The following is a 14,833-nucleotide window of genomic DNA, read 5'->3' as shown; positions in this document are numbered from 1 at the left end:
GCCGCCGCCCGCGGCACTGACGCTTCGCACACCGCGCCCCCGGACCGGATCCCGTCCCGGGGGCGCGGCCCATGTGCGGCCCCCACATGCGCACCGCGTCAGGTGGGGTGCCCTGCACCATGTCGACGGCGGCAGGGTGTTCATACGGTTCGGCGACATCACATGAACACGCCGAGGAGCCGGTCATCATGCGTCGCAGAGCCACAGGCAGTGTCCGTCGTCACAGATCCCTCTCCGCCGCCGTCGCACTGGCCTCGGCCGGTCTTCTGCTGGCCGGGTGCACCGCCGCCGGGAAGGCGGGCGAGACCGATTCCGCGTCCGGGAAGGACGCGGGGAACCAGACCGTCAAGGTGGGCCTGGTCTACTCCCGTACGGGGCTGCTCGCGGACTACGGGAAGCAGTACCGCGACGGGTTCATGGCGGGCCTGGCCCATGCGACGAAGGGCACCGGCAAGGTCGCCGGGCACCGCATCGAGGTCACCGAGCAGGACGACGCGGGCGACCCGGGCAAGGCGGTCGCCGCGGCCAAGAACCTCATCGGCAAGGGCTACAAGGTGCTGGCCGGCACCACCGATTCCGGGGTGGCCCTCCAGATGGCGCCGCTCGCCGCCCAGAACAAGGTGCTGTACATCAGCGGCCCGGCCGCCACCGACGCCGTCACCGGGATCAACGAGTACACCTTCCGCTCGGGCCGGCAGTCCTACCAGGACATCCTCACCGCCGGGGCGATGCTCGGCGAGGCCGAGGGCAGGAAGGTCACGGTGCTGGCCCAGGACTCCACCTTCGGCCAGGCCAACGTCGCCGCCGTGAAGGCCGTCCTCGGGGCCGAGGGCGCGAAGGTGGGCTCCGTACTGGCTCCGCCCAGTGCCACGGACCTGACCCCCTTCGCCCGACAGGTCAAGGCGGGCAGGCCCGATCTGGTCTTCGTCGCCTGGGCCGGGTCCACCGCGCCGGCGCTGTGGACCGCGCTGGACCAGCAGGGCGTGCTGAGCGCGAGCAAGGTCGTCACCGGCCTCGCCGGAACGGCCTCGTACCCGGTCTTCGGGAACGCCGGTTCCAAGGTGTCGTTCCTGGCGCACTACTTCCCCGGCGCGGGCGGCGGCAACGCCGTGGAGAAGTCCATGCTCGACGCGGTCACCGAGGCGGGCGGCACCCCTGACCTGTTCACCCCCGACGGCTTCACCGCGGCGCAGATGGTCGTGCGCGCCGTGGAGGAGGGCGGCGCCACCGACTCCGCCGCCATGGTCAAGGCCCTGGAGGGCTGGAGCTTCGACGGCGTGAAGGGCAAGGAGGAGATCCGTGCGGAGGACCACGCACTGGTGCAGCCGATGTTCGTCGCGAAGCTCCGGGGGAAGGGGTCCGGTGCCCGGCCGGAGCTGGTGGGCACCGAGCCGATGGACAAGGTGGCGCCGCCCGTGAAGCCCTCGGCGGGCTGACCGATGGCCGCACCGGACACCACCGCGGAACAGCCGGCCGGGGCGCGGACCACGGCTCCGGTGCTCCGGCTGACCGGCCTCGGCTGGGGCGTCGGCGGGGCGACGATCGTCGAGGACGTCACCCTGAGCGTCCACGAGGGCGAGTTCCTCGCCTTCATCGGCCCCAACGGGGCGGGCAAGACCTCACTGTTCAACCTGATCAGCGGGCTGACCACGGCCACGTCGGGCACCATCGAGCTGGACGGTACGGACATGACGGACCGCCCCGCGCACGCGCGGGCGAGGCACGGCATCGGCCGCACGTTCCAGACGTCCAGCCTCTGGCCCGGGACGACCGTGGCCGACCACGTCCGGCTCGCCGCGCAGGCCGCCCGGGGCGGTTCGTACCGGCTGTGGCGGCGTGCCCGCCCGTACACGGCCGAGGTGACCGGCGTACTGGAGCGCACCGGCCTCGGCCACCGGGCCGCGGCCCCGGCGTCCGAGCTGTCGCACGGCGAGAAGCGGAAGCTGGAGCTGGCGGTGCTGCTGGTGGGCGAGCCGCGGCTGATGCTGCTGGACGAGCCGATGGCCGGGGTCAGCGCCGAGGAGGTCCCCGCGCTGACCGAACTCATCCGCACCCTGCACCGGGACGAGGGCCGCACCGTCCTGATGGTCGAGCACCACATGGACGTGCTGCTGGGTCTGGCCGACCGGCTCGCCGTGATGCACCACGGACGGCTGCTGGCGCTGGACACGCCCGACGCCGTGACCGCCGACCCGACCGTGCAACAGGCCTACCTCGGGGAGGGGTTGTGACGACAGGGACCCTGCTCGCCGTACGGGACCTGCGGGTCCTGATCGGCGGCCGGCACATCCTGCACGGCGTGGACCTGGACGTCGCCCGGCACGGGGTGACCGCGCTCCTCGGCCGCAACGGCGCCGGGAAGACCACGACCGTGCGCGGCGTCCTCGGTCTCGTCCCGCGCACCGGCAGCGTCCGGCTGGACGGCGCGGAGACCGTGTCGATGCCCACCCACACCGTGGTGCGGCTGGGCATCGGCTACGCCCCCGAGGACCGGGGCGTCTTCGCCGGGCTGACCGTGGCGGAGAACCTGCGCCTGGCCGAGCGGCGCGGCGCGGACGGGCCCGACTACCCGCTCGTCCATGAGCTCTTTCCCGAACTGAAGGCACGCGAGCGGCAGTTGGCCGGGACGCTGTCCGGCGGGCAGCAGCAGATGGTGGCCATCGGGCGGACCCTCCTGAACGGGAACCGGCTGATCATCGCCGATGAACCCACCAAGGGCCTGGCGCCCAAGGTGGTCACCGAGGTCGCCCAGGTGCTGGAGCGGGCCGCCGAGGCGGTGCCGGTACTGCTCGTGGAGCAGAACCTGGCCGTCGTGCGACGCCTGGCCGAGCACTGCGCGGTGCTCGCCGACGGCCGGACGGCCCATCAGGGGCCGGCCACCGAGCTGCTGGGCGACGCGGAGGCGGCCCGCAGGCTGCTCGGTGTGGGCCACGGCCCGCTCACCGCACACACCGTGGAGGCGGATTCCTGATGTCCACCGTCGTCCTGCTCACCATGACCGGACTCGGCCTGGGGGCGCTCTACTTCCTGATCGCGTCGGGACTCTCACTGATCTTCGGCCTGATGGACGTGCTCAACTTCGCGCACGGGGCGCTGCTCTCCATCGGCGCGTACGGCACCTGGTGGGCGGCGTCCGGCCATCTGCCGGGCGCCGGACCGGGCGGAGCGGGGTTCGTCCTCGCGGTCCTGTTCGGTACGGCGGTGGGCGCCGCCGCCGCCGTGCTGCTGGAACTCGCCGTCGTCCGCCCGCTCTACACCCGGCCGCGCGAGCAGGTGCTCGCCACGGTCGGGGTGGGGCTCGCCGTCCCCGCGCTGCTGTCGGGGATCTGGGGCTCGGACGCCCGGACCTTCCCCGGACCGAAGGCGCTGTCCGGCACCTTCGGCCTGTTCGGCGCACAGGTCCCGGTCAACCGGCTGGTGCTGGTCGCGGCGGCGGTCGTCGTCCTCGTGGCGCTGCGGCTCTTCCTCGGCCGCACCCGGCACGGTCTGGTGGTGCGGGCCGGGGTCGAGGACCGGGCGATGGTCACCGCCCTCGGCATCGACGTGCGACGGGCGTTCACACTGGTCTTCGCGATCGGTGGCTGCGCCGCCGCGCTCGGCGGGGCGCTGGGCGGGCTGTACTTCGGTTCGGTCGACCCCCGGCAGGGCACCTCGCTGCTGATCTTCGCGTTCGTCGTCGTGGTCACCGGAGGCATGGGCTCGGTGACCGGCGCCGCCGTGGCGTCCGTCGTCATCGGCCTGGTCCAGCAGTTCGCCAACTACTACACCGCAGCGGGTCTCGGCGACCTGGCCGTCGTCGTCCTGCTCGCCGCGCTGCTGCTTCTGCGTCCGCGCGGACTGACCGGGAGGCTCGCGTGAGCACCGCCACCGAGACACACGACCGCACCGGCGACCGGCACACGGTCGTTCCGGCGCCCGGGAACACGGCCCGGCTGCTGCGCCGCTGGTGGCCCGCCGCCGCCCTGCTGGTCCTCGCCGTCGCGCCGTACAGCGCACTGCCGCTGCCCGGCCTCCTGGACGGCCCCCTCGGCAGCCCGGGAAGTCTGCAACTCCTGGCCACCTGCCTGCTGTTCGGCGCCCTGGCGACCGGATACGACCTGCTGCTCGGCCGCACCGGGCTGCTCTCCTTCGGGCATGCGCTCTACTTCGCCGTGGGCAGTTACGCCACCAATGTGTTCCTGCTGGAGGCGGGCCTCCCGTTCGCCGTCTCCGCGCTGCTGGGCCTCTGCTCCGGGATCGTGCTCGCGCTGGTGCTGGGATCGGTGAGCCTGCGGGTCACCGGCATCGGCTTCTCCATGGTGACGCTGGCCTTCGCCCAGGCGGGCTCGATCCTGGTCTCGCGCAACCCCGGCGGCCTCACCGGCGGCGAGGAGGGGCGGGCCGCCCCCGCCGATCTGCTGCCGTCCGGGCTCGTCGGCATCGAACACACCGCGAACCTCTACTGGGTGGCGCTCGCCTACCTCGTCCTCACCCTCGCCGTCGTCCACTGGGCGGTCCGCTCCCCCACCGGCCGGGTCTGGGAGGGCATCAGGGAGAACGAACGCCGGGTGGAGGTGCTGGGGCTGAAGCCGTACGGATTCAAGCTGACGGCCTTCGTCCTGGCGGGAGCGCTGGCCGCGCTGGGCGGACTCGTGCATCTGCTGCTCACCGGCGGCTCGACCCCGCAGACGACCACCTCCGACTTCACGCTGTCCCTGCTGGTGATGGTGGTGCTCGGCGGATCGGGCACCCGCTGGGGCCCGATGGTCGGCGGCATCCTCTACACCTGGGCCGATCACCGGCTCGGCGATCTGGCCGGGTCGGGCGCGGTCGCCGACCTGCCCGCGGTACTGCGGGTCCCGCTCTCCCAGCCGCTGTTCCTGCTGGGTGTGCTGTTCGTGGCCGTGGTACACCTGCTGCCCGGCGGCCTGGCCCGGCTGCCGTCCCGACTGGCCGCGGTGCGCCGCGGGCCCGCCGCCACCGAAACGCTCCCGGCCGTGCAGGCCCGGAAGGAGAACGGACGCCCGTGATTGCGTACGAAGAGATTCAGGTCCCCGTGACCGGGGGCGAGCTGGCGGTACTGCGGTGGCCGGCCGCGGATCCGGACGCGCCGACCGTCGTCGCCCTGCACGGCATCACGGCCAACGCGCTGTCCTGGGCCGCGGTGGCGAGGCGGCTGGAGGGCCGCCTCACCCTGATCGCCCCGGATCTGCGCGGCCGGGCCGGGAGTTCGGCCCTGCCGGGTCCGTACGGGATCGCCGCGCACACCGATGACGCCGCCGCCCTGGCCGAGGCGCTGGGGCTGGACCGGGTGGTGCTGGCGGGCCATTCGATGGGCGCGTTCGTGGCGGCGCTGGCCGCCGTACGGCATCCGGGACGGTTCGGGCCGCTCCTGCTGGTCGACGGCGGCATCGGTTTCCCCGCCCCCACCCATCTCTCCCCGGACGAACTGATGACCGCCGTGATCGGCCCGGCCATGGACCGGCTGTCGATGACCTTCGCCGACCGGGCCGCGTACCGCTCGTTCTGGCAGGCGCACCCCGCGTTCGCGGCCGGCTGGTCGGCCGAGGTGGACGCGTACATCCAGCGGGACCTGACCGGGGACGAGCCCGCCATGCGCTCGACCTGCCGGATCGAGGCGGTACGCACCGACGGTATCGGCCTCTTCGACGAGGAGGTGCTGACGGCGGTACGGAAACTGCCCGCCCCGGCGACGCTGCTGTGGGCGCAGCGGGGGCTGATGGACGAGGAGCAGGGCCTGTACGACGAGACCCGCCTGGCGGCGGCCGGGCTCGGCGACACGGAGGTGACGCCGGTGCCCGTACGGGACGTCAACCACTACACGCTGCTGACGGGCGAGGCGGGCGCGCAGGAGATCGCCCGCCGCCTGCTGGCCCTGACCGGGATCCCGAGCGCGTCCGGCGCCACCGCCCCGCCCGGGACCTGAGCCACCTCCGCGAACCCACTCGCGCAGGCCCGCCCCGAGCGGCCGGGCGCCCGCTACCGATCCCGGCCGCCCGCCAACCGGTGCAGGCGCAGGGCGAGTTGGATCTCCAGGGCTCGCCCCGGCTCGTTCCAGTCCCGTCCCAGCAGCACCTGCACCCGGTCCAGGCGCTGCACCACCGTATTGACGTGCACGTGAAGTTCGTCCTTGGCGCGGATGAGACTGCCCCCGGAACCGAAATAGGCGCCGAGGGTCCGCACGAGCTGCGTGCCGCGCTGCGCGTCGTACTCCAGCAGCGGCCCCAGCGTCGCCGAGACGAACCCGTCGACGTCCTGGGCATTGCCCAGCACCACGCCCAGGAAGCCGAGTTCGTCGACGCACGCGCCTTCCCCGGTACGCCCCAGGACTCGCATGGCGCGCAGGCAGCGGGCGGCCTCCCCGTAGGCGGAGGCCAGCTCGCGGGCGCCGCGCGCCGGTCCGGTGGCGGCGACGGTGACCGGGGCCTGGATCAGCTGCCCGAGCTGGGCGGCGGCCGAGCGCGCCGCGTCACCGGCGGCCGGGGCGGGGCCGTCGCTCGCTATCAGCAGCACCACGTGCCCGGCGTGTTCGGCGCTCACCCCATGGATGTCCCCGCCGAACAGATAGCGCATCGCGGCAGGGGCCAGCCGCTCCCGGGTTCCGCCCTCGGCCACCAGCAGCAGGTGCGGACGGTCGAGGTCGATGCCGAGGCGTCGGCCGCGTTCGGCGAGTCCGGCCGGGTCGCGGTCCGCGTCGGTCAGCAGGTCGCTGATCAGCTCGCCGCGGACCCGGTTCTCGGTCTCGGCGACCGTGCGGCGCAGCAGCAGAAGGAGTCCGGTGACCACCGAGGCCCGTTCGAACAGCCGCCGGTCGGAGTCGTCGAGCTGCTCGCGCCGGTGCAGGACGAGACCGGCCAGGAGTTCCTGTCCGGCGAGGACGGCACAGATCCACCGGCCGTCGCGGTGCACGGCACGGGCTCCGGTACGGGACGCCTCGGCGGTCTCGGCCAGCCATCCGGCGTCCGTGCTGTCGGCGGCGAAGTCCGCGCCGTCGGGCCGGACGGCCGCCAGCAGTCGGCCGCCCGGGTCGTGAATGGTGAGCGGGGAGTCCAGCAGCCCCGCGACCGCCTCGGCGACGTCCTTGACGTCGCGGCCGCGCAGGACCAGGTCGGTCAGCCGGTCGTGGGACTCCTCGGCCCGCCGCATGGCCGCCGAGTGCGCCCGCACGGCCGCGTTCGCCTCGGCCAGTTCGGCGTTCGCCCCGGCCAGTTCGTCCAGGGCGGACCGGGTGTCGGCGAGAGCGCGGGCGGTGTCGATGGCGATGGCGGCGTGTGCGGCGAGGGAGCACAGCAGGGCGACCTCGTCGGGGCTGAAGACGCGGGGCGCGCGGTCGGCCGCGAAGAGGACGCCGATCACCTTTCCCGTACCGCCGCGGCTGGAGCCCAGGAGCAGGGGCACGCCCAGGATCGCGACGAGCCCCTCGTCCAGCACCCCGGCGTTGATGTTGCGGGTGTGGTGGAAGCGGTCGTCGGTGCGGTAGTCGTGGGTCGCGTACGGGCTCGCGGTCTGGGCCACCAGACCGCCGAGCCCATGGCCGAGCTCCAGCCGCAACCGCTGGAAGAGCACCGACACCGACCCGTCGGTGACCCGCATGTAGGTGTCCCCCGCCTCCTCGTCGGGGAGCGTGAGATACGCCGTGTCCGTGCCGAGCAGCATCCTGGCCCGGCGGACGATGGCCTTCAGCACCTCGTCCAGGTCGCGGGAGGCGGCGAGATCACCCGCGGTGTCGAAGAGCGCGGTGAGCTGGAGCTCGCGGCGCCGGTGCTGTCGCAGGGCGCCCCTGATCCGCAGGGCGGTGGCGGTGGCCCGCTCCACCTCCGCCAGATCGCCCGCGGGCACGCCGGCGGCCCGTGCCTGCGAGGAGACGGCGCCCAGTGCCTCGGCGGGGGCGTCGTCGGCCAGCAGTTCGAACAGACGCCGCAGATGGGGAGCGGCGGAGGCGGACGGTTCAGACATGGGCGGCCAGCGTTCGTAGGGGGCGGGAGGTCAGTTGGCGGTCCAGCCGCCGTCCATGGAGAGCGAGGTGCCGGTGATGTGCCCGGTACGCGGTCCGCAGAGCCACAGCACGGCCTCGGCGACCTCGTCGGGTTCGATGAGCCGCTTGATCGCGCTGCGTTCCAGCATGATCCGGCCCACCACCTCCGCCTCGGAGATGCCGTGCGTACGGGCCTGGTCCGCGATCTGGTTCTCGACCAGGGGGGTGCGTACGTACCCGGGGTTCACGCAGTTGCTCGTCACCCCGTGTTCCGCCGCTTCGAGCGCGACCACCTTGCTGAGTCCCTCCAGTGCGTGCTTGGCCGTCACATAGGCCGATTTGTAGGGGCTGGCCCGCAGGCCGTGCACGGACGAGATGTTGACCACGCGCCCCCAGCCGCGTTGGTACATGCCCGGCAGGGTCCGGCGCAAGATGCGGAACGGGGCCTCCACCATGACGCGCTGGATCAGCGCGAAGCGGTCCGGCGGGAATTCATGCACCGGGGCCACGTGCTGGAGCCCGGCGTTGTTGACCACGATGTCCGCGTCCGCGGGCAGCGTGTCCACCGCCTCGGGCACCGACAGATCCACCACCCACGCCGTCCCGCCGAGCGTCTCGGCCAGGTCCCCGGCGGCTCGCGCGGCCTTGTCCACCACATGGACGTGGGCGCCCGCGGCGGCCAGGGCCTGTGCGCAGGCCCGCCCGATGCCGCTCGCACCACCGGTCACCAGGGCGGTGCGCCCGGCGAGGGGCCGGTCTGCGGATGCCTGCGCGGAGCCGGCGGCGGGCGACGGGACGGTGAGCGGGGCGGCGTGCGCGCCTGGCCCGTGGTCCGGGCTCTGAGGAGTCTCCATGGTCGTCACCGTAAGGAGGACGAAGCCCACGTCACACGGGGTCGGTGCACACACCGACGCGCTCCGGCATGGTGGCGGCGTACATGGTGCGAGTCCTCGCCGGGGGCTGTCGGCGAGCGGCGTCCGGGGCGATCGGGGCACCGGGACCGGGGCTGCCGGTGAGCCGGGTCGAGCGCCGCCCACTGCTCGGTGGTCAGCTCCACGTCCACGGCGGCCGGGCTGTCGTCGAGCTGCGCGGCGAAGGAGGCGCCGGCCGGCGGGACGAACGGATGTCGTTACGGCAGAGGTGCAGGAGGGCATGGTGCCGGGGCCCCCGCCGGGACGGGGGCAGGGCGACTCCGTCGCGTACCGCCGGCTCGTGCCCCGGCCCGAGGTCAGCCCGCCGCCTCCACCGCCCGTCGTGCCTCGGCCACCACTTCGGGGTCGGTGACGAAGTGGGTGTCCTGCTCGGCCGACGCGCCCCCGGCGCCGAGCGGTATCCACGTGCCGCCGCGCCGGGGCAGCGCCCTCGCCTTGGCGGAGAGATGGACAGCGGCGACGCCGACCGAGGTCAGGGCCGGGATGTCGGCGGGGCGCACGCCGCCGCCGGCCATCACCTGCACCCCGGGTGCGGCGGCGGCCATCGCGGCGATCGCCGCCAGCCCGTCGGCCGCGGCGGGAGCGCCGCCCGAGGTGAGGACCCGGGTGAGACCGAGTGAAGGCAGCAGTGCGGCGGTGGCCACCGGGTCGGCGGCCTGGTCGATGGCGCGGTGCAGGGTGATGTCCACCGGGCGGCCCGAGGCGCGGGCCGCTTCGGCGAGCCGGGCGACCGCCACGGTGTCCAGGGCGCCGTCGGCGGTCAGCGCGCCGATCACCACACCGGAGGCACCGGAGGCGATGACGGACCGCACCTCGGCGGCCATGAGCTCGATCTCCTCCGCGTCATGGACGAAGTCGCCGGGCCGGCACCTGACCAGCACCTGCACCGGCAGCCCTTCCGCGGCGACCGCCTCCACCAGGGCTGCCGACGGGGTCAGGCCCCCCAGCTCCAGGGCGGCGCAGAGTTCGACCCGGTCGGCGCCGTGCTCCCGGGCGGTCCGGGCGCCGGCCGGTGAGGTGACGGCAATCTCCAGGGCGGGGCGCGCGGTCACTCGTCGTCCCCGGTCAGCGGCTGGTCGGAGGCGGAGATGATGCGGGCCGACAGATCCGGGTCGGCCATCTCGCGGTCGAAGGGGAACATCGGGCGGCGGATGCGGTGGTGGCCCAGGCGCACCAGGTCCTGGTCCACACCGCCGGGCGTGAGCGCCATCTTCCACCCGACCGACATGTCGAAGAGTTCGGGCTCCAGGTAGCCGATCTTCACGATCACGATGTCGGCGCCGCGCGGGTCGAGGTCCAGGTCGGTGAAGTCGTGCTCGTGGTGGTAGGGCTTGCGCAGCTCGGTGAGGATCGCGTAGACGCTGCCCACCCGGATCACGACCTCGGTCCGGGCGTCGCGATCTCCGTGCCGGATGGCGTGCACCGTGCCGGTCAGGGTGACCGGGCCCGCGTGCCGGTCGTCCACCTCGGCGCCGGCGGTGACCGTGACGGTGGCGCCGATCCCCGCGGCGACGGCGGTCTCGACCGCGGCCGGTCCGGGCACCGAGGCGTAGACGACGGTCGGACCGTCGTCCTTCTGGAACTCCGGGCGGGCCAGCAGCCGGGTCAGGCCCCAGGTCACGTCACCGGCGCCGCCGGCGGTCGGGTTGTCCCCGGTGTCGCTGATGAAGTACGGGCGCCGGTCGGAGTCCAGGGCCTCGTCCAGGATGCCGTCGAAGGTGCCGGTCGGGGCGACGAAGTCGAAGTCGTCGCGGGCCTTCCAGAAGCCCTCGGCCAGGCGCTCGGCACCGGCCGACACGGCGGCCCGGTCGGTGCCGGTCACCACCACCACGGCGCGGTTGCGCGGTTCGTCGGCCCAGGCGTAGCCGACCCATATCGCGGCGTCGATCACGCCGTCCGTGGCCTCGACCTCGTCCACGGCCGCGTACACGCTCCTGGCCGGCTCGATCCGGGTGGAGGTCTGCTCGCCGGCCAGCAGCACCGGCACCGGCACCCAGGCCTTGACCGGGCGGGGCGCGCCGGAGACCAGCAGGTCCACCAGGTTGCGGACGGCCCGCTCCTTGGTCTCCATGTGGTCCTCGTGCGGGGCCATCCGGTAGCAGGTGATCAGGTCGCTGCCGTGGGCGAGTTCGCGGGAGACGTTGCCGTGCAGGTCCATCGAGGTGGAGATGATCACGTCGGGGCCGACGGTGGCGCGGATGCGCTCCAGCAGCACCGCCTCGGCGTCGTCGACGCCCTCCACGGTCATCGCGCCGTGGATGTCGTACCAGAGGCCGTCCGGCCGGGGAAGCGCGGCGAGCCGTTCGATCAGCTCGTCGGTCAGCTCGGCCCAGGCGGCGGCGGTGACGGTGCCGCCCGGCAGCGACTTGCCGACCAGGGCGCCGTGCCAGTCGGCCGCCTCGCGCAGTTCCTCACCGGGGGCCAGGAAGGGGTAGCGGTCCAGCACTTCGGCACCGCGCGAGGGGTGGAAGGCGGCGGCCCGGGTGCGAGCGGGGGAGAACGTGGACGACTCGATGCCGAGTCCGGCGATGGCTATGACCGGGCGGGCGGCGGCGGTGCGGGATTGCGACATGGCTCCTCGTAGGGGTGGGGCGTCAGACGTGACGGGGCGCTGGGGTGCGGAACCGGTCGGCGGCGCCGACCTCGCTCAGGGCGCGGGCCAGGGCGCGCTGCAGGGCGAACTGCCCTGCGCCGACCAGTCCGGCGTCGGCGCCGAGGCCGGCCCGCTCGATGATGAGGTGTTCGGTGACGAGCGGGTGGCAGCTCTCGTAGAGCTGGCTGCGCACGGCGGCGACGAACGGTTCCAGGGTGGAGAGGATGCCGCCGAGGTAGACGGCGTCCGGATTGAAGAAGTTGACGTTGGCGGCGAGCACTTGGCCGAGGTAGTCGCCGGCCCTGCGGACCGCGCGGGTGGCCTCCGGGTCGGCGTCCATGGCCAGCCGGGCCACATCCTCGGGGCTGCTGACATCGGCCCCGCGCTCGCGCAGGATGCGGACCAGGGCGGCGCCGGACGCCACGGTTTCCAGGCAGCCGGTGTTGCCGCAGGAGCAGGGGGTGTCGGCGCCGGCGTCGATCCGGATGTGGGTGATGTCACCGGCCGCGCCGGTACCGCCCCGGTAGAGGCGTCCGTCGACGATGACGCCGGCGCCGATCGCGGAGCCGATCTTCACCATGATCGTCTGCCGGTGCCCGGCAGGCCGTACGGTGTGCTCGCCGACCGCCATGCAGTTGGCGTCGTTGTCCACGGCGGCCGGGACGCCGAAGCGTTCCTCCAGCCAGGCGGTGACCGGGAAACGGTTCCAGCCCGGCATCCGCGACGGCAGGACGACCGACCCCGACGCGATGTCCACCGGCCCCGGGAGCGAGAGCCCGACCCCGCGCAGCCGGCCACGTCCGCGCTGCTCGGCCAGCGCCTCCAGGGTCTCGGCGAGCCGGGGCAGAGCCGCCTCGGGGCCGTCAGCGATCTCGAAGGGGACGGTCGAGACATCGGTCAGACCGCCGCCGGGCAGCACCACACCGATCCGGGCGTGCCGACCGCCGAGGTCGGCGGCGACCGCGAACTCGTCGTTGCTTCCCAGTCTCAGCACTTTGCGGGGGCGTCCGCCGGTGGAGGACTGGGTGCCCTCCTCGGCGATCAGCCCGCGCTCCACCAAATGGGCCACGGTGAGAGAGATGGTGGAGGCGGCAGCCCCCAGCAGTCCGGCGAGTTCGGCGCGTGACGAGGCCTGGCCCGATGCGACGAGTTCCAGGACCCGCGCGGCGAGGGCTGGAGTGCCTTTTGCGGCCCTGCGATCCCATGCACTTATTTCAGTCATGTACGAAGTAACTTCCGCAACGATGGGTGTGGCGAAGACAATACGCCCGCGCTCGGCACGGGGGAACAGCTTCGCGAAGGAAGTAGGCCCTACCTGAAACCCATTCAATCCACCCAAACACCCCCAACAGAGGGGAGTGATCGAGGCGAGAGGGCTTTTTTCAGAGGTGCAGTAACTTACTTTTTACTAATTCTTGTTTGTTTCTTCGACGTGTCCGGCGTTAGCTGTCGTGAACGCAGTGCCGGTCCCGGACATACGGGTCCTTTCACTCTGAGGAGAGTCATGTTCCTTGCTCACACGGCGAACAGCCGCCGCTGGGCCCTTGTCGTGGGCGCCGCTGTCACCACAGGTGCTCTGCTGACCGGTTGTTCCGGGGGCGGCACCTCGTCGTCGTCCGCCTCCGGCTCGTCGGACAGCATCAACTACGCACTGCCGGCCAACTTCACGCCGAACTGGATCCTCCCGGTCGGCACCGCCGCACACCTGAACACCAACAACTCCTCCATATCCCAGTCCCTCTGGGAGCCGCTGATCGCGTACGACGGCTCCACCGGCAAGGTCGGCTGGAACAAGGACAACTCGCTCGCCACCGCCGCCGACTTCGCCAAGGACAGCAAGAGCGTCACGATCACGCTCGGCGACCGGCACTGGAGCGACGGCAAGCAGATCACCTCCCGCGACGTGGAGTTCTGGTTCAACCTGGTCAAGGCCAACAAGGCGGACTGGGCCAGCTACAGCCCGGGCAAGGCGCCGGACAACTGGACCTCGCTGAAGATCGTCGACGACACGCACTTCACCATCACCTTCGACCAGGCCTACAACCAGCAGTGGATGCTCGGCAACGAGTTGAGCATGATCCGCCCGATGCCGCAGCACGTCTGGGACAAGACCAGCGACTCGGGCAGCGTGTCGGACCTCGACCGCACCGCAGCGGGCGCCAAGAAGGTCTGGACGTACCTGAACGACGCCGCCAAGAAGATCTCCGGTTACGCCACCGACCCGCTCTGGAAGACGGTCAGCGGCCCGTACACCATCAAGTCGTTCTCCACGGCCGGCAAAGTCCAGCTGACGGCCAACGCCAAGTACGACGGCGGCGGCAAGGCCAACATCAAGACCGTGAACCTGCTGCCGTTCACCACCACGGACGCCGAGGAGAACGCTCTCCGGGCAGGCACCGTCGACTACGGCTACATCAACGCCACCAACCTCAGCCAGGAGTCGTCCTTCACCGCCAAGGGCTACACGCTGAAGCCGTGGTCCGGCTGGGCCATCACGTACATGCCCTACAACTTCAACAACCCGGCCATGGGAGCGGTGTTCAAGCAGCTCTACGCCCGCCAGGCGATCCAGATGTCGGTGGACCAGACCACCCTCTCCAAGGTCGTCTTCAACGGCACCGCGGTCCCCACCTACGGCCCGATCCCGCAGGGCCAGAGCTCGTCCTTCGTCTCGTCGGAGCAGGAGAACAACCCGTACCCGTTCTCCACCTCCAAGGCGAAGCAGCTGCTGACCGACCACGGCTGGACCGAGCAGAACGGCACCATGGTGTGCACCGCGCCGGGCACCGGCGACAACCAGTGCGGCGCCGGCGTGGACAAGGGCACCAAGTTCCGGATGCAGGTGCTCTCGCAGTCCGGTTCGACCGTGACCGACAACATGATGAGCGCCCTGCAGTCGTCGTTCGCCAAGACCGGCATCGACTTCACCATCAAGACCGCCCCGGTCAACTCGGTCCTCTCGCAGGCCGGCCAGTGCAAGGCCGACCAGGCCGCCTGCAAGTGGCAGCTGTCGTTCTTCGGCACCGCGGGCAGCTGGTACTTCCCGGCCTACCCGAGCGGTGACTCGCTCTTCTCCACCGGCGGCGGCTCCAACTTCGGCAGCTACTCCAACCCCGCCGTGGACAAGCTGGTCACCCAGACCACCACCTCCTCCTCCGACGAGGCGGTGCAGAAGTACAGCGCGGCCCTGGCCAAGGACCTCCCGGTCATCTGGCTGCCCGAGCCGGACTACCAGGTCTCCGTGGTCAAGAAGGGGCTGGGCGGCTTCGCCCAGGACTCGCTCGCCAACTTCCACCCCGCCATGTGGAAGTGGACGACCAAGTGAGCCCGGCC

The 14,833-nt window shown here is 72.3% G+C and carries 12 protein-coding genes; 7 read left to right on the top strand and 5 right to left on the bottom strand.

Annotated features, from left to right (window positions below; translation table 11 throughout):
- Window positions 1-188 precede the first annotated feature (188 nt).
- From ACIRP2_RS03670 to ACIRP2_RS03645, 6 genes are read left to right on the top strand one after another with little or no spacing between them, the layout of a single operon-like run.
- Window positions 189-1,436, top strand: coding sequence for a substrate-binding domain-containing protein (locus tag ACIRP2_RS03670; RefSeq protein WP_404246151.1), 1,248 nt, complete (start codon window positions 189-191; stop codon window positions 1,434-1,436).
- Between the two features lie 3 nt (window positions 1,437-1,439).
- Window positions 1,440-2,231, top strand: coding sequence for an ABC transporter ATP-binding protein (locus ACIRP2_RS03665; protein WP_404246149.1), 792 nt, complete (start codon window positions 1,440-1,442; stop codon window positions 2,229-2,231).
- Window positions 2,228-2,971: an ABC transporter ATP-binding protein gene (locus ACIRP2_RS03660; protein ID WP_404246148.1), complete on the top strand. Its 744-nt coding sequence runs from the start codon at window positions 2,228-2,230 to the stop codon at window positions 2,969-2,971. Before ACIRP2_RS03665 ends, ACIRP2_RS03660 begins: the two co-directional genes overlap by 4 nt.
- Entirely contained in the window at window positions 2,971-3,858 is an 888-nt protein-coding gene (locus ACIRP2_RS03655; protein WP_404246147.1) for a branched-chain amino acid ABC transporter permease, read from the top strand. The genes ACIRP2_RS03660 and ACIRP2_RS03655 overlap by 1 nt, the downstream gene beginning before the upstream one ends.
- Window positions 3,855-5,009, top strand: coding sequence for a branched-chain amino acid ABC transporter permease (locus ACIRP2_RS03650; RefSeq protein ID WP_404246145.1), 1,155 nt, complete (start codon window positions 3,855-3,857; stop codon window positions 5,007-5,009). Before ACIRP2_RS03655 ends, ACIRP2_RS03650 begins: the two co-directional genes overlap by 4 nt.
- Window positions 5,006-5,926 (top strand): alpha/beta hydrolase, encoded by a 921-nt coding sequence (locus ACIRP2_RS03645; RefSeq protein WP_404246143.1) that lies wholly within the window; start codon window positions 5,006-5,008, stop codon window positions 5,924-5,926. The genes ACIRP2_RS03650 and ACIRP2_RS03645 overlap by 4 nt, the downstream gene beginning before the upstream one ends.
- A gap of 53 nt (window positions 5,927-5,979) precedes the next feature.
- On the opposite strand, the gene ACIRP2_RS03640 is transcribed toward ACIRP2_RS03645, so the two are convergent.
- The 5 genes from ACIRP2_RS03640 to ACIRP2_RS03620 all read right to left on the bottom strand — a co-directional run bounded on the left by ACIRP2_RS03640 (window position 5,980) and on the right by ACIRP2_RS03620 (window position 12,722).
- Window positions 5,980-7,956 carry a helix-turn-helix domain-containing protein gene (locus tag ACIRP2_RS03640; RefSeq protein ID WP_404246141.1) on the bottom strand — a complete coding sequence of 659 codons (1,977 nt, stop codon included), beginning with the start codon at window positions 7,954-7,956 and terminating at the stop codon, window positions 5,980-5,982.
- Window positions 7,957-7,986: 30 nt separating this feature from the next.
- Window positions 7,987-8,829: a 3-hydroxybutyrate dehydrogenase gene (locus tag ACIRP2_RS03635; protein WP_404246139.1), complete on the bottom strand. Its 843-nt coding sequence runs from the start codon at window positions 8,827-8,829 to the stop codon at window positions 7,987-7,989.
- A 374-nt stretch (window positions 8,830-9,203) separates the two neighbouring features.
- A complete protein-coding gene (locus tag ACIRP2_RS03630; protein WP_404246137.1) occupies window positions 9,204-9,959 on the bottom strand; it encodes a copper homeostasis protein CutC in 756 nt (251 codons plus the stop codon).
- Entirely contained in the window at window positions 9,956-11,479 is a 1,524-nt protein-coding gene (locus ACIRP2_RS03625) for a M81 family metallopeptidase (RefSeq protein WP_404246134.1), read from the bottom strand. Before ACIRP2_RS03625 ends, ACIRP2_RS03630 begins: the two co-directional genes overlap by 4 nt.
- Window positions 11,480-11,501: 22 nt before the next feature.
- A complete protein-coding gene (locus tag ACIRP2_RS03620) occupies window positions 11,502-12,722 on the bottom strand; it encodes an ROK family protein (protein ID WP_404246132.1) in 1,221 nt (406 codons plus the stop codon).
- 282 nt (window positions 12,723-13,004) lie between these two features.
- Between ACIRP2_RS03620 and ACIRP2_RS03615 the strand changes: the two genes are divergently transcribed.
- Entirely contained in the window at window positions 13,005-14,825 is a 1,821-nt protein-coding gene (locus tag ACIRP2_RS03615) for a peptide ABC transporter substrate-binding protein (RefSeq protein WP_404246130.1), read from the top strand.
- Window positions 14,826-14,833 lie beyond the last annotated feature (8 nt).

This window comes from Streptomyces sp. NPDC101194 (assembly GCF_044767885.1).
Lineage (GTDB): Bacteria > Actinomycetota > Actinomycetes > Streptomycetales > Streptomycetaceae > Streptomyces.
The sequence above is the reverse complement of the archived record's forward strand: the minus strand, read 5'-3'. Positions and strand labels throughout refer to the sequence as shown.